The organism is Amycolatopsis sp. NPDC041971 (assembly GCF_055588925.1).
The window spans coordinates 126,475-152,525 of the sequence record NZ_JBVJCE010000014.1 but is presented as its reverse complement, the minus strand read 5'-3'; the positions used below and the strand labels follow the sequence as shown (position 1 = coordinate 152,525).

The following is a 26,051-nucleotide window of genomic DNA, read 5'->3' as shown; positions in this document are numbered from 1 at the left end:
GGACGTCAGGCGTCGCGAAAGTGGCTTTCGCGACGCATCCCGACCCTGGGTTCAGTGAGGACCACGGCGCCGGCGTAGCGAAGGCCCCCTTTCGCTACCACACCCTGCCCCGAGGTTGCGAAAGCCACTCAACACAACGTCGAAGGTTGTGAAAAGCGGCTTTCACAACCTGCCACCCGTGCCTTACCCCTCAATGGAACCCGAATCGCCACTCAAGAGCGTCTAAGGCAACGCACGCCTCAGCAGTTCCGCCAGGTGCACGGCCCGCCGACCGTCGAGTTGCTCGATCTGCGTCCGGCAGCTGAACCCGTCCGCGACCACCTCGGTGCCCTCGGCCGCGGCGCGGATCGCGGGTAGCATGCGGTCTTCGGCGCAGGCGACGGAAACGTCGTAGTGCCCGCGTTCGAAGCCGAAGTTTCCTGCCAGTCCACAGCAACCGGAGTCCATTGTGGAATTGTGGATACCCGCGGCGCGCATCGCGGCCTCGTCGGCGTCGAAGCCGAGCACGGCGTGCTGATGGCAGTGCACCTGGCTGAGGGCTTCGACCTCCAGTGACCGGAATTCGAGCGGCGAGTCCTCGACGAGTTCGGCGAACGTCCTGGTCCGTTCGGCGAGCAGTTCCGCCGCCGGGTCGTCGGGCAAGAGAGCCGGGAGGTCGCCGCGGAAGAGGGCCGTGCAACTCGGCTCCAGCCCGGCGACCAGATAGCCCGACCGCAGATACGGTTCGAGCACCGAAAGCGTGTGGCGCAAAACTTTCTTCGCCACGTCGAGCTGTCCGGTGGACACCCAGGTGAGTCCGCAGCAGACGCCACGATCGGGCAGGACGACGTCGTAGCCCGCGGCGGTGAGCACCTCGGCCGCGGCGTCGAGGACGTCGGGGGTGAGGTAGTTGTTGAAGGAGTCGGGCCACAGCACCACGGGCCGGGAGCCGATCGCCCAGCGCTTGAGATCGGCGCGGCGTCGCGTGAACGGCGCCGGGGCGAAGGTCGGCAGGTCCCGTTCCGGCGCGATCCCGCCGAGCTTCTTCAGCAGCCCGGAGAACCGGCGCGACATCGTGTTCGCCAGCCTGGGCGCCAGCGAAGCCGCGCGTAGCCACACCGGCAGCCAGCCCATCGAGTAGTGCGACGCCGGACGCAGCCGTCCCTTGTGGTGCTGATGCAGAAATTCCGCCTTGTAGGTCGCCATGTCGACGTCGACCGGGCAATCGGACAGACAGCCTTTGCAGGACAGGCAGAGATCCAGTGCCTCGGCGACCTCCTCCGAACGCCAGCCGTCGGTGATCAGTTCGCCGTTCACCATCTCCGCGAGCAGATGCGCGCGGCCCCGCGTCGAATGCTTCTCCTCGCGTGTGGCGCGGTAACTCGGGCACATTACGCCGGGTCCGGTGGTGTTGCGGCATTTCCCGACGCCGACACAACGCCGCATCGCCTGGCCGAAGTTCCCCCGGTCCTCCGGGTACACGAGCGCGGTGACGTCTTCGAGCTCCAGCGGCGCGCGCCGCACGCGGAGATCGGCGTCGACCGCCCTGGGATTCACCAGGATGCCGGGGTTCATCATGCCCGCCGGATCGAAGATCGCCTTGAACCGGGCGAAAAGCACGAGCATCTCGGGGGTGTACATCCGGGACAGCAGTTCCGAGCGAGCCTGGCCGTCACCGTGTTCCCCGGACAGCGAACCGCCGTGCGCGGCGACCAGGTCGGCCGCCTCTTCGAGGAACGACCGGAATCCCGCGATCCCTTGCGGGGACAGCAGATCGAAGTCCAGCCGGAGATGCAGACAGCCCTCGCCGTAATGGCCGTAGACCACACTCTTGCGGCCGTGCTCGCGCATGAGTCGCTTGAACTCCCGCAAGTAGGTGCCCAGACGCTCGGGCGGGACAGCCGCGTCCTCCCAGCCGGGCCAGGCTTCCTCGCCCCCGGCCAGCCGCGTCGCGAGACCGGCGCCCTCTTCCCGGATCCGCCACAGCCGCTTCTGCGCGGCCGCGTCGTCCAGCAGCGCGGATCCGGTCAACGCGCCACGCAGGTCCGCGATCAGCCCGCCTGCCTTGTCCGGATCGGCCATCTCGACGAACAGCCAGGCGCCGCCCGGCGGAAGCCCGTCGGCGCGGCCCGGTTCCAGCAGCGCGACGAGGTCCGCGTCGACACCCTCGACGGTCAGCGGCGACCACGGCAGGATCGCCGGGACGGCGTCGGCCGCGGCGATGTCGGATTCGAAACCGAGCACCGCGAGCACCTTGCGTTCCGGGACCTCGGCGAGCGAGACCGTCGCCTCCAGCACCGTAACGCAGGTGCCTTCGCTGCCGACCAGTGCCTTGGCGACGTCGAAACCGTTCTCCGGCAACAGGTGTTCCAAGCCGTATCCGGACACCCGCCTGCTGAAGGTGGACAGTTCGGTGCGCAGTAGCGCCAGGTTGTCGTGGACGAGCGCGCGCAACTCCGAGAAGACCCGGCCTTCCGTACCGGGCTCGGCCGCCCGCGCGTCCACTTCGGACGGTGAGGTCGGGCCGACGGTCAGCCGGGTACCGTCGTAGAGCAGCACGTCCAGCTCGCGGACGACGTCGACCGTGCGTCCATAAGCGACCGAATGCGAGCCGCAGGCGTTGTTGCCGATCATCCCGCCGATCGTGCACCGCGAATGCGTCGACGGATCGGGCCCGAACCGGAGACCGTGCGGCGCGGCGAGGCGCTGGAGGTCGTCGAGGACGGTTCCCGGGGCGACCCTCGCCGTGCGTGCCCCCGGATCGAGGTCGAGGACGCCGCCGAGGTGGCGCGAGGTGTCGATCACGACGCCCGGCCCGCACGAGTTGCCCGCGACGCTGGTGCCGCCGCCTCGGGCGATCACCGGCAGCCCGGCCTCACGGCAGGCGGCGACGGCCGCGATCACCTCGTCGACACTCCTCGGCAGCACCACACCCTTCGGCACGTGCCGGTAGTTGGAGGCATCGGTCGTGTACAGCGCCAGTGTCGCGGCGTCGGCCAGGATCTCCACGGGTCCATTCAAGACAACCGCGGGCGAGAACGCATCGGTGAACCTCTCCGGACGGGTGTGTCGGAAACCACGTCGGATGTGCGATCGTGAACGCGTGACGGCGAGACGGCACGCCACTGAAGACCTCGCCGCCGAGCACAGCGGGTGCTCGGCGGGCTTCTTCGCGAGCGCGAAGAGCTGCTCGCCACCCTCGACCGGGTCGCGGCGCTCGACGGCACCGCGCGGCTGATCCGCGAGTCCATCGGCACCCATTCCGGTTTCGTCGCCGAGCTGGCCGGGCCCGAACAGGCGGTGATCCGCTGGATGTCGGGCGCCCGCACGGACGCGCTGCAGGACCTCGCCGTGCCGATCGGCCAGGGCATCGGCGGGCGCGTGCTCGCACTGGGCAAGCCGGTGCGGGTCAACGACTACGTCAACTCGCCGAGCATCACCCACCAGTTCGACGCGCAGGTGCGCGGCGAGGGCCTCGCCGCCATGATCGCGGTCCCGATCGTCAACGGGAACGAGACCGTCGCCATCGCGTACGCCGCCATGCGCGAGCGCCGAGACTTCGGCGACGACGCGCGGTCCAGTCGCTCGGGAACATCGCCTACGAGGCGGGCCGGGCGCTGAAACCGGCGTCGGTCGCCGAGGCCGACCGCGAAACGGCGCTGTCCGCCGAACGGCTGCGGATGCAGAGCGCGCTGCACGATTCGGTTGGCGCGCTCCTGTTCTCCATCGGTGTCCAGGTCCGGAACCTGCACGAGGACATCAGCGACAATCCGGCGCTCGAATCGCGGCTGCGGCGGCTGGAAGGCGACGTCTCGGCCGCGTCGAGGGCGCTTCGGTGTGGTGCCGTTGGCCGAAGCGGCGTCGAGAATCCTCCGCGTGGTCACTTCGAGATCCACGTCGCCGCACAGGACGTCGATCGGCTCACGCATTCCTGGTGGATCGATTGGCGAAGTGGAAGAGGCGCAAGACCGAACTGGAACCGCTTCCGCGCCGAATACCGGATGAAAGCTTTAGGTGTTCACCCTCGAATACCCGACACACCACTCTTGAGTACGCCGAAATCCCAGACTTCGCATCGGAGAAGACGAAAACTGTCGGGGGTGTGGGTTTCACTGTTCAGAGCGGAACAGAAAGGAGGCACGCCATGGACGTTCGGACGGAACTGAACCATCGCGAGCGGGCCACCCTGAGAGCCGTGGCCGAGGGCCACGCCGAGATCAGTTGCAGCTGCGAGCCGGACCTGTTCGTCGACGGCCTCGCCTGCTGCGACCAGCACACGGCGCACCGCCTCGCCCACCTCGGGCTGGTGGCGCCCGCCAGGGGCGGCCGATGGGGCGAGCGCGTGCCCGCCCTGCTCACCGATGCCGGAGCCGTGGCACTGGGCGGCCTCACCCGTCCCGGAGTCGCCGCGTAAAACGGGTTGCCCGGGCGCGCCCTCGGCGCCACGCTTTGCCGATGCGTGTCTTTCTGGAGACCGAGCGGCTCCTGCTGCGGCAGTTCACCGACGCCGACGTCGACGACCTGTTCGCGCTCTACGACGACCCCGAAGTCATGCGGTACCTCAATGGGGGCGAACCCGCCGACAGGGCGGCGATCGAAACGCACGACCTTCCCGCGTTTCTCGGTTACTACGAGCGTTCCCCCGGTTACGGATTCTGGGCGGCGATCGAGAAAGCCGGTGGGGCTTTTCTGGGGTGGTTCCATTTCCGTCCGCTGCGTGGTCATCACCCGGACGATCCCGAACTGGGGTACCGGCTGAACCGGTCTTCCTGGGGCAAGGGGTATGCGACCGAAGGTTCGCTCGCACTCCTGGAGAAGGGGTTCGGCGAGCTGGGGGTCCAGCGGGTCTGGGCGGGGACCATGGCAGTGAACCTGGGGTCCCGGCGGGTCATGGAGAAGATCGGGATGCGGCACATCCGGACCTATCACGAACACTTCGACAACCCGATCCCCGGCACGGAGGAGGGCGAGGTCGAGTACGCCATCACGCTGGACGAGTGGCGGGCCCGCACCCCCACGTGACCGAACGGCGAACTCACGTGACCGAACGGCGAACTCACGTGATCAGAGAGCGAACTCGCGTGATCAGAGACGTAACACGCGTGATCAGACGGCGATTAGCGAGTTCGCCGTCTGATCACGGGGTGGGCAGCCAGGTCTCGCCGATCTCCTCAACGAGGGCCTCGCCGCCGGTGAGGTCCGCCAGCCAGGAGTGGAAGGTGTCCCCCTGATCCGGCGCGAGCCCGACGTCGAAGTGCGCGACGTCCTCGAAACGGGTCGCGTGCAGCAGGTACGGCGACGAGCGGATGTCGTTCTCCAGCCGTCCGGCCCGGTCGTAGTCGACGACGACCTCCACGAGCCGCAGCCGCCGGTACTCCCGGACGCCGATGACGTCGACAGCCTCCGAAACGGCCTGCCCGTACGCGCGGATCAGGCCGCCGGCACCGAGCAGCACCCCGCCGAAATACCGGGTCACGACCGCGACGGTGTCGGTCAGCTCCCGGCGGCGGAGTACCTCGAGCATGGGGGTACCCGCCGTCCCCGCCGGCTCGCCGTCGTCACTGGAGCGTTGGGCGGAGCCGTCGGCGCCTAACACGAACGCGTGACAGTGGTGCCGGGCCGCCGGATCGGCCTTCTTCCGGGCGGCGATCACCTCGCGGGCGGCCTCTTCCGAGGTGACCGGAGCGAGCGCGCAGAGGAAGCGCGACCGCCGGATTTCGATCTCGTGGACCCCGGTACCCGCCACGGTGAGATAACGATCCGCCATCGGCCAAGCCTCTCAAACCAGGCGGGTCACTCTGCCGTTCGGGCGATTCGACGATCACCCGGGGTCACGGCACCATCGGCGAAACCCACACTTCTGCGCGATCCAGGTCACACTATCGGCGGATGCGTGCAGTAGTTTACGCAGGTCAGAGCGCCGATGCCCCACTCAGTGGACATGTCATTCCAGCCAGTGGGCAGATGAGGGGTGAAGTCAACGCCGACGTGGCATTTCCCACCCCGATCAACCGACGTATGTCGATAACAGCGATTTCACACTATCGTCATAAGACCGGCGAACCCGGGAGTAACACGTGTACCCGTCAGCCGCCCACCACGGTGGCCAGACGGCATCCACGTGCACAGCAGTACCGATATGCGCATCGGCCGCCCAGTGCAGTGCGGCTCTACGAGGCCTGCCCCCGTTTCGGTGGGCGGGCTCGTTCCCTCTCGACTGACCATCGCGGTCCCGGACCACTCCGTTAACTGGTTCACGCACGAACCACCCGAACGGAGTGGTACCGGTCGCGCCGACGCCTTGGGAGGCGGCCAGCCGTGACCCACCATGCCAGCTACAAGGGCAGCAAGGCCCCCGAAGGCCTGTACGACCCGGAGTTCGAACATGACGCCTGCGGTGTCGCGTTCGTCGCCGATCTCTCCGGTAAACGCGATCACGGCATCGTCGCCAAAGCACTGATCGCGCTGCGGAACCTGGAACATCGCGGGGCCCGCGGCGCCGACCCGGAGACCGGCGACGGCGCCGGGATCCTCATCCAGGTCCCCGACGAGTTCTATCGCGAGGTCGTCGGCTTCGAACTTCCCGAGCCCGGCGCGTACGCCGTCGGCACGGCTTTCCTTCCGCAGGACGAAATCGCCCGTGGCCGGGCGATGACGACCATCGAGCGCGTCGCCGCCGAAGAGGGCATGCGCGTGCTCGGCTGGCGCGACCTTCCCGTCCACACCGAACACGTCGGCACCGGCGCGGCCGAGACCATGCCGCATTTCAGCCAGCTGTTCCTGGCCGGGCAGGACGCGCTGGCGGGCCTGGCCCTGGAACGCGCCGCGTTCGTGGTGCGCAAACGCGCCGAGCACGAACTGGTCGAGGACGGGGAGGGCACTGTCTACTTCCCGAGCCTGTCTTCGCGCACGATCGTCTACAAAGGAATGCTCACCGAGCCGCAGGTCGAGAAGTTCTTCGCCGACCTCACCGACGAGCGCGTCACCAGCGCCATCGGCCTGGTGCACTCCCGCTTCTCCACCAACACCTTCCCGTCGTGGCCGCTGGCGCACCCGTACCGGTATGTCGCCCACAACGGCGAGATCAACACCCTGCGCGGCAACCGGAACTGGATGGACGCGCGTGAGGCGCTGCTCGAATCCGACCTGATCCCCGGTGACCTCAAGCGGATCTACCCGGTCATCACCCGCGGCGCGAGCGACTCGGCGTCCTTCGACGAGGTGCTGGAGCTGCTCCACCTCGGCGGACGGCCGTTGCCGCACGCGGTGCTGATGATGATCCCCGAGGCCTGGGAGAACCATCAGGAGATGGACCCCGCGCGCCGCGCGTTCTACGAGTTCCACTCGACGCTGATGGAGCCGTGGGACGGTCCCGCGCTGGTCTCCTTCACCGACGGCACCCAGATCGGCGCCGTGCTCGACCGCAACGGCCTGCGCCCCGCCCGGTACTGGGTCACCGAAGACGGCCTCGTCGTCCTCGCCAGCGAGGTCGGCGTGCTGGAGCTGGAGCAGTCCACGATCGTCCGGAAAGGACGGTTGGAGCCGGGCCGCATGTTCCTCGTGGACACGGCCGCCGGCCGGATCGTCGAGGACGAGGAGATCAAGGACCGGCTCGCCACCGAACATCCGTACGACGAATGGGTCGAGGACGGGCTGCTCCCGCTCGACGGGCTTCCCGAGCGTGAGCGCGAGATTCCCCCGCACGCCGCGCTCGTGCGCCGTCAGCAGGCTTTCGGCTACACCGAAGAGGAACTCGACGTCCTGCTCGAACCGATGGCTCGCACCGGCGCGGAACCGATCGGCTCGATGGGCAACGACTCGCCCATCGCGTCGCTGTCCAGCCGCCCGCGGCTGATCTTCGACTACTTCATCCAGCTCTTCGCCCAGGTGACCAATCCCCCGCTGGACGCGATCCGCGAGGAACTCGTCACCTCGCTCGGCACCCAGCTCGGCGCGCAGCCCAACCTGCTGAAGGCCGACGCGAAGTCGTGCCGCCGGATCGTGCTCCCCTTCCCGGTGCTGGACAACGACGAGTTCGCGAAACTCGTGCACGTCAACGACGACGGTGACCTGCCAGAGTTCCAGGCGGTCACCGTGCACGGCACCTACGACGTCCACGGCGGCGGCGAGGCGCTCGTGCGACGGCTCGACGAGATCCGTGCCGAGGTGTCCGCGGCCATCGCCGAGGGCGCGCGGTTGATCGTGCTGTCCGACCGCGGGATCGACGAAGACCACGCGGGCATCCCGTCACTGCTGCTCACCGGTGCGGTGCACCACCACCTGGTGCGGGAGAAGACCCGCACGCGGGTCGGCCTCATCGTCGAGGCCGGTGACGCGCGCGAGGTCCACCACATCGCGCTGCTGATCGGCTACGGCGTCGCGGCGGTGAACCCGTACCTGGCGATGGCGACCGTCGAGGAGATGGCCGACCGTGGCCTGATCCCCGGTCTCACCGCCAAGCAGGCCACCGCGAACCTGATCAAGGCGCTGGGCAAGGGCGTCCGCAAGACGATGTCGAAGATGGGAGTGTCCACAGTGGCCTCCTACACCGGTGCGCAGATCTTCGAGGCGGTCGGGCTCGGCGACGAGGTCATTCAGAACTGCTTCACCGGCACCACTTCCCGGCTCGGCGGCGTCGGCTTCGACACGCTCGCGCTGGAGGTCGCCGAACGGCATCGCCGCGCGTTCCCGCGCGACGGGTTCCGCGCGAACCATCGCGAGCTGGAGACCGGCTCGGACTACCAGTGGCGCCGCGAGGGCGAGCCGCATCTGTTCAACCCGCAGACGGTGTTCAAGCTGCAGCACTCCACCCGTGCCGGGAAGTACGAGGTCTTCAAGGAGTACACGAAGGCCGTCGACGACCAGGCGCAGAAGCTGTACACGCTGCGCGGCCTGTTCGACTTCAAGGTCGGGCAGCGGCCCGCGGTGCCGATCGAGGAGGTCGAGCCGGTCGCCGAGATCGTCAAGCGGTTCGCCACCGGCGCGATCTCCTACGGATCGATTTCGGCGGAAATGCACGAAACCCTGGCCATCGCGATGAACCGGCTCGGCGGCAAGTCGAACACCGGTGAGGGTGGCGAGGATCCGGACCGGCTCTACGACCCTGAGCGCCGCAGCGCGGTCAAGCAGGTCGCGAGCGGCCGGTTCGGCGTCACGAGCGAGTATCTGGTCAACGCCGACGACATCCAGATCAAGATGGCGCAGGGCGCGAAGCCCGGCGAGGGCGGCCAGCTGCCCGGCGCGAAGGTGTACCCATGGATCGCGAAGACGCGGCATTCCACGGCCGGCGTCGGGCTGATCTCGCCGCCCCCGCACCACGACATCTACTCGATCGAGGATCTCGCCCAGCTGATCCACGACCTCAAGAACGCCAACCCGGCCGCGCGCATCCACGTGAAGCTCGTGTCCGAGGTCGGCGTCGGCACGGTCGCGGCCGGAGTGTCCAAGGCGCACGCGGACGTCGTGCTCATCTCCGGGCACGACGGCGGCACGGGTGCTTCCCCGCTGTCGTCGATCAAGCACGCGGGCGGCCCGTGGGAACTCGGGCTCGCCGAAACGCAGCAGACACTGCTGGCCAACCGGTTGCGCGACCGGATCGTCGTGCAGACCGACGGCCAGCTCAAGACCGGCCGGGACGTCGTCATCGCCGCGCTGCTCGGGGCCGAGGAGTTCGGTTTCGCGACCGCGCCACTGGTGGTGTCCGGCTGCATCATGATGCGGGTGTGTCACCTCGACACCTGTCCGGTCGGCGTCGCGACGCAGAACCCCAAGCTGCGGGAGAAGTTCAGCGGCAAGGCGGAGTACGTGGTGAACTTCTTCGAGTTCATCGCCCAGGAGGTCCGGGAGTACCTGGCGGAGCTGGGTTTCCGGTCCATCGCCGAGGCCGTCGGCCATGCGGAGATGCTCGACAAGCGCAAGGCGATCGATCACTGGAAGGCCGCCGGACTCGACCTGTCGCCGATCTTCCATGTGCCCGACATGGCCCCGGCCGGGCTGCGTCACCAGCAGACCGTGCAGGACCACGGGCTGGAGAAGGCGCTCGACAACACGCTGATCCAGCTCGCCGAGGGCGCGCTGTCCTCCGGGGACAAGGTGCGGCTGGAACTGCCGGTCCGCAACGTGAACCGGACCGTCGGCACCATGCTCGGCCACGAGCTCACCAAGCGCTGGGGCGGCGAGGGCCTGCCGGACAACACGATCGACGTCACCTTCACCGGGACCGCCGGTCAATCGTTCGGCGCGTTCGTGCCCAAGGGCATCACCCTGCGGCTCTACGGTGACGGCAACGACTACGTCGGCAAGGGTCTGTCGGGTGGGCGGCTCATCGTGCGGCCGCCGAAGGTGGCGCGGTACAACGCCGAAGAGCACATCATCGCGGGCAACGTCATCGGTTACGGCGCGACCAGCGGCGAGATCTTCATCCGCGGCAAGGTCGGCGAGCGGTTCTGCGTGCGCAACTCGGGCGCGCTGGCCGTCGTCGAGGGGGTCGGCGACCACGGCTGCGAGTACATGACCGGTGGCCGTGTCGTCGTGCTCGGCAACGTCGGCCGCAACTTCGCGGCGGGCATGTCGGGTGGCGTCGCCTACGTGCTGGACCTGCCCGCGCACCGGATCAACCCGGAGATGGTCGACGTCGACCCGCTGGATTCGTCCGATGTGGACTTCCTGCGCGAGGCACTCGAAAAGCATTACGACGAAACGGAATCCGCGGTCGCGCGTGCGTTGCTCGCCGATTGGGACACCGCCGTCGACCGATTCGGCAAGGTCATGCCGAAGGACTACAAGCGGGTGCTCGCGGCGCAGGCGAAGGCCGAGCGCGACGGGCGTGATGTGAACGAGGCGATCATGGAGGCAGCTCATGGCTGATCCCAAGGGCTTTCTGACCACCACTCGCGAGACGCCGAAGAGCCGTCCCGTCGACCTGCGCCTGATGGACTGGCGCGAGGTGTACGAGAACTTCGCGACGTCGAAGCTGCAGAAGCAGGCCGGCCGCTGCATGGACTGCGGCATCCCGTTCTGTCACCAGGGCTGCCCGCTCGGGAACCTCATCCCGGAGTGGAACACGCTGACCTGGCGTGATGATTGGCGCGAGGCGGCCGAGCGGCTGCACGCGACCAACAATTTCCCGGAGTTCACCGGGACCCTCTGCCCGGCGCCGTGCGAGACGGCGTGTGTGCTCGGGATCAACGACGATCCCGTCACCATCAAGCGGGTCGAGATCTCGATCATCGACCGGGCCTTCGAAGAAGGCTGGGTCACGCCGCGGAAACCGGTGGCGCTCACCGGCAAGAAGGTGGCGGTGGTCGGATCCGGCCCGTCGGGACTCGCCGCGGCGCAGCAGCTCACGCGCGCGGGCCACAGCGTCGTGGTCTTCGAGCGGGCCGACCGGATCGGCGGGCTGCTGCGCTACGGCATCCCCGAATTCAAGATGGAGAAGCACCGCCTCGACCGGCGTCTCGACCAGATGCGAGCCGAAGGCACGGAGTTCCGGACTTCGGTGAACGTCGGCGTCGACCTCACCGTCGAGGAACTGAAGTCGTCGTACGACGCCGTGGTCCTCGCCGGTGGCGCGACGGCGTGGCGCGACCTGCCGATCGACGGCCGCCAGCACAACGGCGTCCACCAGGCGATGGAGTTCCTCCCGCACGCCAACCGGGTCGCCGCCGGTGAGCTGGACGTCTCGCCGATCAGCGCCGAGGGCCTCGACGTCGTCGTCATCGGCGGTGGCGACACCGGCGCGGACTGTGTCGGGACCTCGCACCGCCAGGGCGCGAAATCGGTGACGCAGCTGGAGATCATGCCGAAGCCGCCGCTTTCGCGGTCCGACGTGCACCCGTGGCCGACGTACCCGATGATCTACCGCGTCTCGTCCGCGCACGAAGAGGGTGGCGAGCGACTGTACTCGGTCAACACCCAGGAGTTCCTGGCCGACGCCGACGGGCGCGTGCGGGCGCTGAAGCTCGTCGAGGTGCGCAACGAGGGCGGCAAGTTCGTCCCCGTGCCCGGTACGGAACGCGAACTCCCGGCGCAGCTGGTGCTGCTCGCGATGGGCTTCGTCGGCCCGGAGCGGGAAGGCCTGCTGGAGTCGCTCGACGTCGAACTGGACCAGCGCGGCAACGTCGCCCGCGACAAGTCCTTCAAGACCAGCGTCGACAACGTGTTCGTGGCGGGCGACATGGGCCGTGGCCAGTCGCTCATCGTATGGGCGATCGCCGAAGGCCGCTCCGCCGCGGCCGGGGTGGACGCTTTCCTCACCGGCCGGGACGTCCTGCCCGCGCCGATCGCGCCGACCGACCGTCCGCTCACCTAGGCGACTTCAAGTACCTGAAGGCCCCCTTCCTTGCGTCCAGCGCAAGGAAGGGGGCCTTCATGGTCGTATAACCGCTGGTCACCTCGACTGTCCATAGGGGACGCTTCCGGGTTGAAGGTGCCCGATTTGGGCGTTACGCGAAAGGGTCGTGAGTGAGAAAGAGGTCTGGGTTCCGACCGCTCCGCTGAACCAGGTGCTCGTCCCGGATCACGCGGCTCCCGATCCCGGAGTGCATTTCGGCAGCTACTTCGTTTTCCGCGAATTGGAACAGAATGTGCGGCGATTCAAGCAGTCGGAGGAGGTTCTGGCGGATCAGCTGGGTCTCGTCGGCGAAGACCGGGAACGGGCGGGGGCGATGATCGTCGGCCGGTTCGAGGACGGCACACCACTGACCGCGCAACGGGAAGAAGGCGCGGAAAGTCCGGTACCGAACAACTTCGACTACGAAAACGACGCCGCCGGCGCCAAGTGTCCCTTCCAAGTCCATATCCGGAAGACGAATCCGCGGGGCAGCGGAGGCGCGGAGGAGCCACCGCAGGAGCGTCCGCACCTGATGGCGCGGCGAGGCGTGCCGTACGGCGAACGGGCCGACGACCCGAATGCCGACCTGCCGCCGTCGGCCCGGCCGAGCGGCGGGTTCGGCCCGTTGTTCATGGCCTTCAATTCGGCACTGGGCGACCAGTTCGAGTTCACCCAGGCGAACTGGTCGAACAACCCCGGGTTCCCGATCCCGGGCGACGGGGTCAAGCCGCCGGGGCTCGATCCGGTGATCGGTCACGGCCCGCGCCCGGAATCCGTCTACATTACGGAATGGGCGGGCACGCGAACGGTGACCGCGGATCCGTTCCCGCAGGCGGTGACGTTGAAGGGTGGCGACTACTTCTTCATGCCGTCCCTCGCCTTCTTGCGCGGACTCGGCGGAAGGGCTGATTTTTCACCCCCCGTGGCCGGTTCCGGTGAGCGGATGGCGGGTCATCCGCTGGACGTCACCGGAACGGACGTAAATCGGATCTCAGTTCGGAGTCGGTGACGGCCGGCGAAAACGGGCCGGTCCTGGGCGTACCGGCCACCGAGCGGACGCCGGTCATACTGGGGGTGGCCGGCGCCCGCTCTCTTCGCTTTTTCTCCTCGATGTGCCAAACCTGCTGCTTCCCTCCGCCCGTTTCGCGACGCGTAGTACTTTGTCCGGTGCGGTAAGCGACATCGCGCTTCGGGGAGGGAGCTGGAGATGAATCGCCATGAACGGCTGACGGCTTTATTGGACATGGTGGGAGAGCGGGAAAAAGTCGACGTCGAGGTGTCGGCGGGCGAACTCGGTGTCTCTCCCGCGACGATTCGCCGGGACCTCGATCACTTGGCGGGCCGGAATCTCGTGGTCCGCACGCGGGGCGGTGCCGTCGCGAGCAACGTGGCCTACGACCTTCCGTTACGGCACAAGGCGGCGCGCAACGCGCCGGAACAGCAACGGATTTCCGCCGCCGCGGCCAAAATGGTCGACCCCGGCATGGTGGTCGGGCTCAACGGCGGCATCACGAGCACCGAGGTGGGCCGCGCGCTCGCGACCCGGCCGGATATGGGCGAGCCGACCGGCGGGCCATCGCTCACCGTGGTGACGAACGCGCTCAACATCGCCCACGAACTCGCCGTACGGCCCAATATCAAGATCGTGGTGACCGGCGGGGTCGCGCGACAGCAGTCGTTCGACCTGTCCGGGCCGCTGTCCCAGCTGTTCCTCGACCAGATCTCGCTGGATCTGGTGTTCCTCGGGGTGGACGCCTTCGACCCGGTGCACGGCGCGCAGGCGCACCACGAAGGCGACGCGAGCACGAACCGGCTGATGGCGGCCCGTGCCCGGCAGGTCGTCGTGCTCGCCGACAGCGGGAAACTCGGCGGTCACGCCTTCGCGAAGATCTGCGCGACGACCGATGTCGACGTGCTCGTCACCGACGGCCGCGCGGACCCCGAGCGAGTGCACGCCTTCGAGGAGGAAGGCGTGCGGGTGGTCAAGGCTTGAGCCGGTCGAGCGCCAGTAGCGCCGCGCCGAGCCTGCCCGCCTCGTCGCCGAGCTGCGCGATCCGCAGTTCGGGCATCCGCTGGAACTGCAGGTTCGCCGCCAGCCACGCCCGCACCGGCTCGAGGACGTAGTCGCCCGCGGTGAACAGGCCACCGCCGAGGACGACGACTTCGGGCGCGAGCAAGGTGACCAAGGTCTTGATGCCGTGGCCGAGCCCCTCGAGCGCGTCGTCGACCACGGAGATCGCGGCTTCGTCACCGTGCCGGGCGGCGTCGACCACCTGCTCGGCGCCTTCGGCCGGACGCCCGGTGTGCTCGCTGTAGCGGCGGGCGATGGCCGACGCGGAGGAGATCGCTTCGAGGCACCCGGTCGCCCCGCACCCGCACGGCAACCGGTGGCCGACGTCGATGTGCCCGATTTCGCCGCCTTGCCCGCCCGCGGCGTACAGCTTCCCGTCGAGCTGGAGCGCGGCCGCGATCCCGGTGCCGACCGGGATGAAGGCGGCGTCGGAGCAGCCCTTGCCCGCGCCGACACGGAACTCCGCGAGCCCGCCCGCGCGAACGTCGTGCCCGAACGCGAACGGCAGCCCCAGCCTGCTGTCGAGCATTTCGCCGAACGGCACGTTCCGGAAGTCGAGGTTCGCCGAGAACCGGGCCACCCGCTCGACGTCGTCGACGATGCCCGGGATGACCACGCCGACCGCGTCGGGCGTGCCGGTGCCCGCCTGCTTGCCGAGCGTTTCCACGATCCGTGCGACCTGATCGGCGAGCGCCTCGCCGTCCGCTCCGCGCGCCGTCGGCTCGCGCAGGCTGGCGAGGTCTTTCAGGTCCGCGTCGTACAGGGCCGCCTTGATGGACGTTCCGCCGACGTCGAGTGCCGCCACCGCAGGTGTCATAGCTGGATTTTGGCATGCGGCCCGCCGTGGACGGCAGGGCTTCCGCCAACGCCCTCGCCTCAGCCGCGGGGTGTCAGATATCCCTGGGAGAACGCGGTGGCCACGGCCGCCGCCCGGTCGTTGACGCCGAGTTTCGCGTACACGTGCAGCAGATGTGTCTTCACTGTCGCTTCGCTGATGAACAGCCTCTTCGCCGCCTCGCGGTTCGTCGAGCCCTGGGCGATCAATTCCAGTACTTCCCGTTCACGGTGTGAGAGCGGCCCCGAGGTCGGCCGCCGCATCTGCCCCATCAGCCGGGTCGCGACGGCGGGAGAAAGCGTCGCCTTTCCCTGCGCGGCCGCCTCCACCGCGCGGAACAGTTCCTCCCTCGGCGCGTCCTTCAGCAGGTAACCGGTGGCACCGGCCTGGATGGCGGGCAGCACGTCACTGTCCGTGTCGTACGTGGTGAGCACGAGGATCCGCGAAGTCACCCCGCGTTTCGCCAGCTCCTCGATGGCCGTGACGCCGTCGATCCGGGGCATCCGCAGATCCATGAGGATCACGTCGGGCCGGAGCTTCACCCCGGCGGTGATGGCCTCCTCGCCGTTCCCGGCCTCGCCGAGGACCTCGAAGCGCGGGTCGGCACTGAACATGCCCCGCAGCCCGTCCCGTACGACCGGGTGGTCGTCGACGATCAGCAGCGAGATCACCGCTCGGCTCCGGCCGGGATCGCCGGTACGGAGGCCGAGATCGCGGTGCCCCCACCCGGCTCCGACTCGATGTCGAGCCGGCCGGCGAGGCGCTGCACGCGCTGCCGCATACCGGCCAGCCCGAACCCGCCGTGGGCGGAACCGTTGGCGCGCTTGACGGTGGGCTCGAAGCCCACCCCGTCGTCGCGCACATCGAGGGTCACCAGATCCTCCATGTACGACAGGGTCAGGCCGACCCGGCCCGCCTTCGCGTGCTTGGCCACGTTGGCCAGTGCTTCCTGCGCGGCCCGGAGCAGCGTCACCTCGACATCGGCGTGCATCGGCCGTGGGTCGCCGGTGGTGGTCAGCACCGCGTCGACGTGGTTCACCTCCGACCAGCGTCTGGTCACATCGCCGATCGCGTCCTGGAGCCTGCCCTCGGCGAGCGGCTCCGGCTGCACCGCGTGCACCGTCCGGCGTGCCTCGGTCAGGCTTTCCCTCGCGAGGTTCATCGCGTTCGTCACGTGCCGGTGCAGCACCGGAGGCTCGCTCAAGGTCTGCTCGGCGGCCTGGAGCTGGGTGAGAATGCCGGCCAAGCCTTGGGCCAGGGTGTCATGGATGTCCCTGGCGATCCGCTGCCGCTCGTCGAGCACCCCGGCCTCACGGGCTTGGACCAGCAGCTGGGCGTGCAAGCCGGCGTTCTCCTCCAGCGCCGCTTCCAGTCTGGCGTTCGCCTCGTGCAGCTCGACGAGCGCCTGCTTCTGCTTGAGGTTGCGCTGGTCGGACTGCTCGGCGATATGGGAGAAGGCCCCGGCCAGCACGGTGATGATCACGCTGAGCGCCACCCACGCCACCCACATGTCCTCGTCCTGGATGCCGCTCAGCCCGCCCAGGTACGCCACCGCCGAGATCACGGACGTGGCCGCGACCCCCACGTACCGCCAGCGGCCTTTCAGGTAATGGAACGCCTGGGGGTAGCCGATGAACGCGAACAGGCCGTACCAAGGCGCTATGGCGACCACGGAGGCCGTCAGCACCATCAGCCCCGTGTAGTACAGGCCCATCAGCGGGCCGTTCCGGTGCCATTCCGGGTGAAGCGTGTGAAACCAGAAGGACCAGGCCAGGATCCCGGCCGAAAGCGCGAGCACCGCCGGCAGGAGCACCGGCACCCGCCAGATCGGCAGCAGCACCGAGATGAGGACGCCGATCGCCAGCAGGACGTACGGAAGGACTTTGAAGACCGCCGTCTCGACCCGTTCCCAGCGGTCGAACTCCGCACGCAGCTCCGCTTCGATGCCCACGACTCACTCCCAGCGGAAGTACCGGGCGGCCAGCCCGCCCGCCACGATCGTCCACCCCAGCAAGACCGCCACCTGCAGTGGTTGCGGCCAGTGACCGGCGGCGGCGTCCTGCAATGATTGCACGCCGGCGCCCAGCGGGGTGAAGTCGCTGATCTTCCGCAGGACGTCGTTCATCTCGGCGCGCGGCACCCAGAGACCGGCGAAGAACAGGATCGGGAAGAACAGCAGGGTCCCGATCGCGCCCGCGCTCTTGCCGGTCGGCGCGACGGAGGCGACGAGCAGGCCGATCGCGAACATCGCGAGCGCGGTCAGCAGGTAAGCGATCAGGTAGGCGGGCAGCTGCCGGGGCAGTCCCACGTCGAACAGCACCCTGCCGATGGCCAGCACGACCAGCGTCGTCGCGACGGACATGATCGTGGACATCAGCAGCTGCGCGCCGAGCAGGACGCGCGGTTCGACCGGGGTGGTCCGCATGCGCCGCAGCACACCTTTCTCCCGGTAGGTGGCGAGCAGCTGGGACACACTGTTGAGCGCGAACATGGCGAGGCCCATCGCGACGATGATCGGCAGATACAGGGTGATCGCCTTGGCGCCGCCGAGGTCTTCGCTGGGTTCTCGCAGCGCGGGGAACGCGCCGAGGACGACGAGCAGGAGCGGGGGGAACGCGAGCACGAAGAACACGAGCATCGGTTCGCGGAAGAACAGCTTGGTCTCGGTGACGGTGAGCCGGGCGAGGGCGGACACGGTGTTCTCCTCAGGAGTCGATGGTGCGGCCGGTGAGCGCGACGAACGCGTCGTCCAGCGACGCTTGCTCGACGCGCAAGCCGGCCGCGGTGACCTGGTTGCGGGCGAGGACGGTGGTGACGGCGAGCAGCAGGTTCCCGGTGCCGGTCACGACGAGCTGGTCGCCCGCGCGGTCGACCGAGGTGACCTCGGGCAGCGCGGTCAGCGTGGAGTGGTCCAGCGGGGCGGAAGGACGGAACCGGATGCGTTGCCGGTCGTCGACGCTGGAGACCAGCCCGGCCGGGGTGTCGAGCGCGACGACCCGGCCCGAGTCGATCACCGCGAGCCGGTCGCACAGTCGTTCCGCTTCCTCCATGAAGTGCGTGACCAGCAGGATCGTGACGCCGCGCTCGCGGACGCGCTCGATCAGGTCCCACGCGTCACGGCGGGCCTGCGGGTCCAGGCCGGTGGTGAGCTCGTCGAGCACCGCCACCTTCGGATCGCCGATCAGTGCGAGCGCGATCGACAGCCGTTGCTTCTGCCCGCCGGACAGTTTGCGGAACTGGGTGTCGACCTTGTCGGTCAGGTCGAGGGTGGCCAGCAGTTCCCGCCAGTCGGCCGGTTCACGGTAGAAGGAGCCGTACAACTCCATCGCCTCGCCGACCTTGAGCTTGTCCGGCAACTCGCTTTCCTGCAGTTGCGCGCCGAGCAGCTGCCGCAGCTCACCGGTTTCGCGTCGCGGATCGATCCCGCAGACCCGGATGGTCCCGCCGTCCGGGACGCGCAGTCCCTCGACGCACTCGACCGTCGTGGTCTTGCCCGCCCCGTTGGGGCCGAGAATGCCGAAGATCTCGCCCTGCTCGACGGCGAAACCGACCCCGTCCACCGCGGTGTGGTCGCCGTAGCGCTTGACGAGGTTTTCCACCTCGATGATTGCCATACGAAGACCCTGCCGCGCGGCAGGGGTGCGCCGAATCCACCGCGTGGCCACGGCTGAGGCGGAAGACGGTGGAGCCGTCATCAACCGATCGGTGGATGCCCGCCGCCTTGATCCCCGGCGTAACGAGCCTGCGCCGATTGGGTTCGGTCACATTGACCTGACACTTCGTGACGACCTACGCTCGACCGGCCAGACGACGGCACCCGGAACGCGGTGAGAATCCGCGCGGTCGCGCCACTGTGACCCCGAGCCATCGGGGAAGCCAGACCCGGAGCCGTCGTGTAACCCCTGAAGAGGCCGCGCTAGCCCGAGGAGGTCCCACCGCCATGTCCGAAGCGGTAGCAGCAGTACCCGTCCCCGTCCGGATCCCCGTCCGCGAGATCCTGCCCTGGGCGGTGCTCGTCATCCTCCTTTCGCTGATCACGCTGTACTTCATCAGCGCCGAACAGGGTGCGGTGTCGGTGTTCGCGAACTCGTACGTCCACGAGTTCGTCCACGACGGCCGGCACCTGCTGGCCTTCCCCTGCCACTAGGCGGGCACCCGACCCATGATGAGGACCTTGCTGGTCCGCGGCATGCTCGCGGGCCTGGTCGCCGGTGTCCTGGCGACCCTTTTCGCCTATTTCTTCGGTGAGCCTTCGGTCGATACCGCCATCGGTCTCGAAGGCGCCGCCGCGCATTCGCACAGTGCTCCGGGTGCCCACGAACACGCCCCCGCCGAGGCCGGGGCGGAGGAGGAAGAGCTCGTCACCCGTGGTGTGCAGAGCACGGTGGGCCTGCTGACCGGTGTCGGCCTGTACGGGGTCGCCGTCGGCGGGCTGTTCTCGCTCGCTTTCGCCTTCGTCTACGGACGGCTCGGCACCCTTCGGCCGCGGGTGACCGCGGCGCTCCTCGCGGGCGGCGCCTTCGTGGTCGTGTTCCTGGTGCCGTTCCTGAAGTATCCGGGGAATCCGCCCGCGGTCGGGCAGTCGGGCACGATCGGGAGCCGGACTTCGCTGTACTTCGGCTTCGTCGCGCTTTCGCTGCTGATCGGCATCCTCGCCGCGGCGTTCGGCCGGAAGCTGGCCGACAGGCTCGGCGCCTGGCGCGGTGGCCTGATCGCCGCGGGCGGGTACGTCGTGCTGATCGCGGTGGCGGCGGCGCTGTTGCCGTCGATCGACGAAGTTCCCACCGGGTTCCCCGGTTCCACGCTGTGGACCTTCCGGCTGGCCTCGGCGGGCACGCAGGTGGTGCTCTGGACCGCGCTCGGCCTGACCTTCGGTGCTTTGGCCGAGAAGGCGTTGAAGAGCAAGGCCGCTCTGGGCTCCTGAGTGGTGGGATGGCTCTAACCGTCCTCACGAGCCCGTAATGTGCGGTGCCGGTCGTTTCGCGTGACGGGATGGACGACACGCGTGAGCGACACCGCCGCCTGCGGCGTTCCTTCGCCTGATGCCAGTACAGGAAGGCCCCCTTCCTGTACCTGGGCGCCAGGAAGGGGGCCTTCATGTACTGGGAACAATGCGAAGGCCGAGGAAAGGTGCCGTCCTCACCACTCACGAGACCCCGGGCGGCACGAACGGAAGACCGCCGTCGGCACCGTCCTCGATCAGGCGCAGGAGCCGGGCGGTGTCGACGTGGTCTTCGACGGCGTCGGCGAGCCGGTCCAGCATGCTCTCCCGGAGCAGGCCGAAGCCGGGCGCGCCGTCGACCGGTGACCAGTCCGCCACCTCGCCCAGCCAGGCGCGGCGGAAACCGTCGTTCTCGAAGGCGCCGTGCCACATCGTGCCCCACACCGGGCCCTGCCGACATCCGTCCAAAAAGGACTCGGCGGGGCCGGTGGCGGTCACCGTGCCGTGGTGGATTTCGTACGCCTCCACGGGTTGGCCGTGCCACTCGCCCGATGGCCGGGCCAGCACCTTGTCTGCGCCGAACGAGACGCGCGTCGGCAGCAGCCCGAGACCGGGGACCGTTCCGGCGCCGGACTCGACGTCGTCCTCGATCTCGGCGGCCAGCATCTGGTAGCCGCCGCAGATGCCCAGTACCGGACGCCCCGCCTCGGCCCGGGCGCGGACGGCGTCCGCCAGGCCGCGCGCCCGCAGCCACGCCAGATCGTCCACGGTCGCGCGGGAACCCGGCAGGATCACCACGTCGGCGGAACGGACCGTGTCCGGGTCGGCCGTCAACGCGACCGAAACCCCGGGCTCGGCGGCGAGCGCGTCGACGTCGGTCGCGTTGGAGGCACGCGGAAACCGCACGACGGCGATCCGCAGAGACCCGCCCGAGGCGCCCCAGCCCGCGGCGGCCAGCGCGTCCTCCGAGTCGATCCACACCTGGTCGAGCCAGGGCAGCACGCCGAAGACCTCGCGGCCGGTGAGCTTCTCCAGTGTGTCCAGTCCCGGCCGCAGCAGGCCGACGTCACCGCGGAACTTGTTGACCAGCCAGCCCGAGACCAGTGCCTGGTCTTCGGCGGACAGCAGGGCGAGGGTGCCGAACATCGCGGCCATGACACCGCCGCGGTCGATGTCGCCGACGACGACAACGGGCAGGCCGAAGCGCCGTGCCAGCCCCATGTTGACGTAGTCGCCCTCCCGCAGGTTGATCTCGGCCGGGCTGCCCGCGCCTTCGCACAGCACGACGTCGAAGCGCTTTCGCAGTGAGGCGAAGGTGTCGAAGGCGATCTCGGCGAGACCGGCCCGGCCGGTCGCGTACTCCCCCGCTTCCAGCGTGCCGAACGGCTTCCCGAGCGCGACGACATGGCTGCGGCGATCGCTTCCGGGTTTCAGCAGCACCGGGTTCATCGCGGCTTCGGGTTCGACGCGGGCGGCCCGCGCCTGCAACCATTGCGCGCGGCCGATCTCGGCGCCGTCCGCGCACACCATCGAGTTGTTCGACATGTTCTGGGACTTGAACGGCGCGACCCGCACGCCCCGGCGCGCGAGCCAGCGGCACAACGCGGCGGTGACCAGGCTCTTGCCCGCGTCCGACGTCGTCCCCGCGATGAGCAGGCCGTTCATCGGGTGATCGCCACCGCGACGGCGAGCGCGGCCAGACCGACCGCCCGCGACAGCCGGACCGCGCGCCGCACGTCCACCGGTTCCGGCTCGCGGCCGTCGCCGAGGACGCCCCGGCGTTCGGTACGGCCGCCGTAACTGTTCGTCCCGCCAAGCCTGATCCCGAGCGCGCCGGCGAAAGCGGCCTCGACCTGGCCCGCGTTGGGGCTCGGATGGTGTTTCCCGTCGCGGCGCCAGATCCGGAACGCGGGTTTGGCGAAACCGCCCGCCAGCGGCGCCGACGCCGCCGTGAGCGCCGCGCCGACCCGGGACGGGACCAGGTTGACCAGGTCGTCCGTCCTGGCCGACGCCCAGCCGAAGTTCGCGTACTTCGGCGAGCGATAGCCGACCATCGCGTCGAGTGTGTTGAGCGCGCGATAGCCCAGCAGGCCGGGAATCCCGGCGACCGCTCCCCACAGCAGCGGCGCGACGACGGCGTCCGAGGTGTTCTCGGCGATGGACTCGGCGGTCGCGCGCGCGAGTTGGCCGGTGTCGAGGCCGGTGGCGTCGCGGGCGCAGAGATGCGAAAGCCGCTGCCGCGCGCCGGGCAGATCGCCGTCGTCGAGCAGCCTGGCCATGTGGGTGCCCTCGGCCGCGAGCCCGCGTCCACCGAGAACCACCCACGTGGACGCCGCCGTGAGCGCGAACCGGGCGAACGGCCGCTTACGGGTCAAGATCTGGGCCGCGACCCCCAATCCGGTGACGCTGCCCGCGCAGATCGCGGTGTACGCCGCGCCCCTCACCTTCGAATCGGCGTAAACCCGCTGTTCGAGGGCTTGCGCGGCGCGGCCGAAGCCGGCGACCGGATGCCTCTTCCGTGGATCTCCGAACACAACGTCGGCGACGTAACCGGTAACGAGTCCGGCCGCGGTGGCGGATTGTCGGAGTGGCACGTGGCGAACCGTAGCGCGTGCACGAGAATGCGGGGTATGACCAAGCTGACGCATCGCCTCGCGGGTGTCCTGGAGACTCTCGCGCGGGCACTTCGCCGCTATTCGCGCGACGACGGCAAGGTGCTGATACTGGGTGGCGTCCGCTCTGGGAAGTCACACCACGCCGAGCGGCTCGCGTCCCGCCACCCGCACCTGACCTACATCGCGCCAGGGCTGCCGCCGAGCGCCGCCGATCCGGAATGGGCCGCTCGCGTGGCCGCGCACCGGGCGCGGCGACCGGCCAACTGGAAGACGGTCGAGACCACCGACCTGGCCACGGTGCTGCGGACGGCGACGCAGCCGCTGCTCATCGACTGCCTCGGCACCTGGATCAGCCGGGTGCTCGACGAGGTCGGCGCCTGGGAGCAACGCGACGGCTGGGAGCGACGGCTCGACGACCGGCTGGAGGACTTCCTGGCGGCGTGGGCGCAGGCCGACGTGCCGGTGATCGCGGTGAGCAACGAGGTCGGCAGCGGTGTGGTGCCTCGGACGGTGTCCGGACGGGTGTTCCGTGATGTGCTGGGCGCGTTGAACAACCGGGTGTCCGCCGGGTCCGACCGGACCGTGCTGGTCGTCGCCGGACGGATGCTGGACCTGCCCTAGGAGATCAGTGGGCGGAGCCGAGGTTTTGTCCGGAAAGTAAACACACGCGTGAACCCGCGGCAACGATCGACGGAGGCAGGACGCTGCCTGGTCGTCCACCTCACGGTGGTCCTGCCACCTCGCTGAGGCGGGTCACCAGACACTCAGGAGTCGCCATGCGTATCGCCACCCCGGACGCCGCCGCCGAAGCCGCGGCTCGCGTCAGGCTGGACGGTCTGGTCAAGCCGCTGGGTTCGCTCGGGCGGCTCGAAGACCTGGCCGCCTGGCTCAGCGCGGCGCACGGCGTCGTCCCGCCGCGGCCGCTCGACGACGTCCGGGTGGTCGTGTTCGCCGGTGACCACGGCGTCTCCGGGATGTCGGCGTATCCGCGCGAGGTCACCGCGGCGATGGTCCGGGTGTTCCTGGCCGGGAAGAGCGGGGTCGGCGTGCTGGCCGGGCTGTCCGGAGCGACGGTGCGGGTGCTGGACATCGCGGTGGACTGGGACGGCGCGGACGTGCCCGCCCAGGTCACCGCGCACAAGGTCCGCCGGGGTTCCGGCGCGATCGACGCCGAGGACGCCCTCGCCGAGGGTGAGGCGCGCACGGCGTTCGAGCACGGGCTGGCGATCGCGGACGAGGAGATCGACGGCGGCGCGGATCTGCTCATCCCCGGCGACATGGGGATCGGCAACACGACGATCTGCGCGGCCGTGGTCGCCTCGCTGCTCGGCCTTTTCCCGGAAGACGTCGTCGGTACGGGCACCGGGATCGACGAGGACGGGCGGGCACGGAAGCTCGCGGTCGTCGAGGCCGCGTTGATCAGGGCCGGTGCGGTGAAAGACCCCTTCGCGGTGCTGACGTCACTCGGCAGCGCCTGTCTCGCCGCGACGGCGGGTTTCCTCGTGCAGGCCGCGGTCCGCGGGGTTCCGGTGCTGCTCGACGGCGTGTTCTCCGGGGCCGCGGCGCTCGTCGCCCGCGAGATCGCGCCGGGTGCCGAACAGTGGTGGCTGGCCGGGCACCGGTCGACCGAGCCGTCGCAGGCGTTCGCGTTGAGGGCGCTCGCGCTGGAGCCGATCCTCGACCTCGGGCTGCGGCTCGGCGAGGGCAGCGGGGCCGTGCAGGCGGTGCCGACACTGAGGGCGGCGCGGGCGATCCTCGCGGACATGGGTCTGCTGGCGGATCTGGCTTGATCGCCGACGCGCTGAAGATGGCCGTCGGCACCCTGACCACGGTCCGGGTGCCCGCGCCGGGCCTGATCGACCGGCGGGTGGCAGGCGGCGCGATGGTGCTCGGCCCGCTGGCCGTGCTGCCGCTCGCCGCCGTCGCTTCGGTGATCGTCTTCTTGGGTGAACTGGTCGGCCTGCCCGCTTTCGCTTCGGCAGCACTCGCGTTGGGTGCGGTGGCGCTGGGCAGCCGCGGGCTCCACCTCGACGGGCTCGCCGACACCGCCGACGGACTCGGCGCTTCGTACGACCGCGCACGCGCGCTGGAGGTCATGCGGCGCGGGGACTCCGGGCCGACCGGGATCGCGACCCTGGTGCTCACGCTGCTGGTGCAGGTCGGCGCGCTGGCCGGGGCGATCTCAGCCGGACACGGGATCGCGGCGGTCGCGATCGCGGTCGTCGCCGGCCGCGGGGTGCTGTCGCTGTGCTGCGCGCGCGGCGTCCCCTCGGCCCGGCCCGAGGGGCTGGGCGCGACCGTCGCCGGTTCGGTGCCGGTGTGGACGGCCGCGGTCGTGTTCGCCGTCCTAGCGGGCACGGCGGCACTGGTACTTCCGTGGTGGCAAGGGCTGGTCGCGGTGACGCTGGGATACCTGGCGGCGTCGGCGCTGCTGGCGCGGTGCGTTCAGCGGCTGGGCGGAGTCACCGGGGACGTGCTCGGTGGCTGCGTCGAAGTCGCCGTCGCCGGGGTCTTGCTGGGTTCGTCCTTCTGAGGAGCCACCAGCTTCTCGTCGATTTCCGGCAACCAGAAGCACAGCTCGAGGGTCTTCATCCCGGCCCAGAGCCCGAGCTTCCGGCTCTGCGAAACCAACGTGAGCGACGCGAACAGGAACAGCGCCGCGAGCCCGGCCGCGATGAACGGATGCTTCCCGGCGAAGATCTCGACGATCGCGGCGACCGCGCCGAACAGCAACGGCGGCGCGCAGTTGCGCACCATCAGCCCGGACGCGCGCAGCCGCGTGACGTCGGCCGCGACCTCCTTGTCGTGCAGTTGCAGCGCGCACAGCAGAAGATGCGTGTTCTCCTTCAGGAACGCGCGATCCTTGGCCGCGGGCATCCGGCGGAGGAACTCCTCGGCGGCGTTCCTGCTCCGCCTCCGCGGCACGATCCGCTCCATCGCTTCACCGAGCGGATAGGCCAAATAGCCCAGCAGGAAGCTCAGCACCACGATCACGACGACCAGTACCACGGTGGGCACGCCGCCGACGCTCGCCGCGGTCAGGATGTGGAGTTTCGCCCCGAGATACCCGAAGAACGCGACGTACAGCGCGCCGGGGATGGTGTAGGCGAAGAGATCGAAGACGCCGATCACGAAGTTCACTCGCTCATCCAACCAGAAGCCGCCATGGTCCTGGGTCGAGTTGGTCGTGGGGGGGGGGGGGGGGGGGGGGGGGGGGGGAGCGACCACAACCGCGCGCCGGGCCCACGCCCAAAAAACCAAAACACCCCCCCCCCCCC

General features: G+C 69.3%; 20 protein-coding genes and 2 pseudogenes. 12 read left to right on the top strand and 10 right to left on the bottom strand.

What is annotated here, in order from left to right; translation table 11 throughout:
- Window positions 1-222: 222 nt before the first annotated feature.
- Window positions 223-2,988, bottom strand: a complete 2,766-nt coding sequence (locus ACZ6DT_RS26285; RefSeq protein ID WP_465599886.1) for an FAD-binding and (Fe-S)-binding domain-containing protein — start codon at window positions 2,986-2,988, stop codon at window positions 223-225.
- A gap of 76 nt (window positions 2,989-3,064) precedes the next feature.
- Between ACZ6DT_RS26285 and ACZ6DT_RS26280 the strand changes: the two are divergent.
- The 3 genes and pseudogenes from ACZ6DT_RS26280 to ACZ6DT_RS26270 form a co-directional block, all read left to right on the top strand.
- Window positions 3,065-3,815: pseudogene (locus tag ACZ6DT_RS26280) on the top strand (GAF domain-containing protein); the annotation flags it as partial.
- 308 nt (window positions 3,816-4,123) lie between these two features.
- Window positions 4,124-4,393 carry a hypothetical protein gene (locus ACZ6DT_RS26275; RefSeq protein ID WP_465599884.1) on the top strand — a complete coding sequence of 90 codons (270 nt, stop codon included), beginning with the start codon at window positions 4,124-4,126 and terminating at the stop codon, window positions 4,391-4,393.
- A 41-nt stretch (window positions 4,394-4,434) separates the two neighbouring features.
- Window positions 4,435-5,001, top strand: a complete 567-nt coding sequence (locus ACZ6DT_RS26270) for a GNAT family N-acetyltransferase (protein ID WP_465599882.1) — start codon at window positions 4,435-4,437, stop codon at window positions 4,999-5,001.
- A 115-nt stretch (window positions 5,002-5,116) separates the two neighbouring features.
- Here ACZ6DT_RS26270 and ACZ6DT_RS26265 read toward each other — a convergent pair whose 3' ends face one another.
- Complete coding sequence (locus tag ACZ6DT_RS26265; RefSeq protein WP_465599880.1) at window positions 5,117-5,746, bottom strand: YigZ family protein; 630 nt, start codon at window positions 5,744-5,746, stop codon at window positions 5,117-5,119.
- Between the two features lie 551 nt (window positions 5,747-6,297).
- Here ACZ6DT_RS26265 and gltB point away from each other — a divergent pair.
- The 4 genes and pseudogenes from gltB (at window position 6,298) to ACZ6DT_RS26245 (ending at window position 14,303) form a co-directional block, all read left to right on the top strand.
- A complete protein-coding gene (gene gltB / locus ACZ6DT_RS26260) occupies window positions 6,298-10,845 on the top strand; it encodes a glutamate synthase large subunit (protein ID WP_465599878.1) in 4,548 nt (1,515 codons plus the stop codon).
- Entirely contained in the window at window positions 10,838-12,289 is a 1,452-nt protein-coding gene (locus ACZ6DT_RS26255) for a glutamate synthase subunit beta (RefSeq protein WP_465599876.1), read from the top strand. Before gltB ends, ACZ6DT_RS26255 begins: the two co-directional genes overlap by 8 nt.
- Window positions 12,290-12,452: 163 nt before the next feature.
- Window positions 12,453-13,205 (top strand): annotated as a pseudogene (locus ACZ6DT_RS26250) (peroxidase); the annotation flags it as partial.
- A 312-nt stretch (window positions 13,206-13,517) separates the two neighbouring features.
- The gene (locus ACZ6DT_RS26245; protein ID WP_465599874.1) at window positions 13,518-14,303 is read left to right on the top strand and encodes a DeoR/GlpR family DNA-binding transcription regulator; all 786 of its coding nucleotides are present in this window, start codon (window positions 13,518-13,520) and stop codon (window positions 14,301-14,303) included.
- On the opposite strand, the gene ACZ6DT_RS26240 is transcribed toward ACZ6DT_RS26245, so the two are convergent.
- From ACZ6DT_RS26240 to ACZ6DT_RS26220, 5 genes are all read right to left on the bottom strand, one after another.
- Window positions 14,293-15,186, bottom strand: coding sequence for an ROK family protein (locus ACZ6DT_RS26240; protein WP_465600055.1), 894 nt, complete (start codon window positions 15,184-15,186; stop codon window positions 14,293-14,295). The genes ACZ6DT_RS26245 and ACZ6DT_RS26240 overlap by 11 nt on opposite strands.
- A 71-nt stretch (window positions 15,187-15,257) precedes the next feature.
- Window positions 15,258-15,887, bottom strand: a complete 630-nt coding sequence (locus ACZ6DT_RS26235; protein WP_465599872.1) for a response regulator — start codon at window positions 15,885-15,887, stop codon at window positions 15,258-15,260.
- Window positions 15,884-17,167 carry a sensor histidine kinase gene (locus ACZ6DT_RS26230; RefSeq protein WP_465599870.1) on the bottom strand — a complete coding sequence of 428 codons (1,284 nt, stop codon included), beginning with the start codon at window positions 17,165-17,167 and terminating at the stop codon, window positions 15,884-15,886. The genes ACZ6DT_RS26235 and ACZ6DT_RS26230 overlap by 4 nt, the downstream gene beginning before the upstream one ends.
- Window positions 17,168-17,170: 3 nt before the next feature.
- Entirely contained in the window at window positions 17,171-17,911 is a 741-nt protein-coding gene (locus ACZ6DT_RS26225; RefSeq protein ID WP_465599868.1) for an ABC transporter permease, read from the bottom strand.
- A gap of 10 nt (window positions 17,912-17,921) precedes the next feature.
- Complete coding sequence (locus ACZ6DT_RS26220) at window positions 17,922-18,830, bottom strand: ABC transporter ATP-binding protein (RefSeq protein ID WP_465599866.1); 909 nt, start codon at window positions 18,828-18,830, stop codon at window positions 17,922-17,924.
- Window positions 18,831-19,156: 326 nt separating this feature from the next.
- Here ACZ6DT_RS26220 and ACZ6DT_RS26215 point away from each other — a divergent pair, with 326 nt between their 5' ends.
- On the top strand, window positions 19,157-19,363 hold the full coding sequence (locus tag ACZ6DT_RS26215; protein WP_005162643.1) for a CbtB domain-containing protein: 207 nt from the start codon (window positions 19,157-19,159) through the stop codon (window positions 19,361-19,363).
- Window positions 19,364-19,378: 15 nt separating this feature from the next.
- Window positions 19,379-20,140, top strand: a complete 762-nt coding sequence (locus ACZ6DT_RS26210; RefSeq protein WP_465599864.1) for a CbtA family protein — start codon at window positions 19,379-19,381, stop codon at window positions 20,138-20,140.
- A 222-nt stretch (window positions 20,141-20,362) separates the two neighbouring features.
- On the opposite strand, the gene ACZ6DT_RS26205 is transcribed toward ACZ6DT_RS26210, so the two are convergent.
- Window positions 20,363-21,823 carry a cobyric acid synthase gene (locus ACZ6DT_RS26205; RefSeq protein WP_465599862.1) on the bottom strand — a complete coding sequence of 487 codons (1,461 nt, stop codon included), beginning with the start codon at window positions 21,821-21,823 and terminating at the stop codon, window positions 20,363-20,365.
- A complete protein-coding gene (locus tag ACZ6DT_RS26200; protein ID WP_465599860.1) occupies window positions 21,820-22,752 on the bottom strand; it encodes a cobalamin biosynthesis protein in 933 nt (310 codons plus the stop codon). Before ACZ6DT_RS26200 ends, ACZ6DT_RS26205 begins: the two co-directional genes overlap by 4 nt.
- Window positions 22,753-22,788: 36 nt before the next feature.
- Between ACZ6DT_RS26200 and ACZ6DT_RS26195 the strand changes: the two genes are divergently transcribed.
- The 3 genes from ACZ6DT_RS26195 to ACZ6DT_RS26185 all read left to right on the top strand — a co-directional run bounded on the left by ACZ6DT_RS26195 (window position 22,789) and on the right by ACZ6DT_RS26185 (window position 25,306).
- Window positions 22,789-23,394, top strand: coding sequence for a bifunctional adenosylcobinamide kinase/adenosylcobinamide-phosphate guanylyltransferase (locus ACZ6DT_RS26195; protein WP_465599858.1), 606 nt, complete (start codon window positions 22,789-22,791; stop codon window positions 23,392-23,394).
- A gap of 155 nt (window positions 23,395-23,549) precedes the next feature.
- Window positions 23,550-24,563, top strand: coding sequence for a nicotinate-nucleotide--dimethylbenzimidazole phosphoribosyltransferase (cobT, locus tag ACZ6DT_RS26190; protein ID WP_465599856.1), 1,014 nt, complete (start codon window positions 23,550-23,552; stop codon window positions 24,561-24,563).
- A complete protein-coding gene (locus tag ACZ6DT_RS26185; protein WP_465599854.1) occupies window positions 24,560-25,306 on the top strand; it encodes an adenosylcobinamide-GDP ribazoletransferase in 747 nt (248 codons plus the stop codon). Before cobT ends, ACZ6DT_RS26185 begins: the two co-directional genes overlap by 4 nt.
- Here the strand turns inward: ACZ6DT_RS26185 and ACZ6DT_RS26180 are convergent.
- Window positions 25,219-25,914, bottom strand: coding sequence for a hypothetical protein (locus ACZ6DT_RS26180; protein WP_465599852.1), 696 nt, complete (start codon window positions 25,912-25,914; stop codon window positions 25,219-25,221). The genes ACZ6DT_RS26185 and ACZ6DT_RS26180 overlap by 88 nt on opposite strands.
- Window positions 25,915-26,051 lie beyond the last annotated feature (137 nt).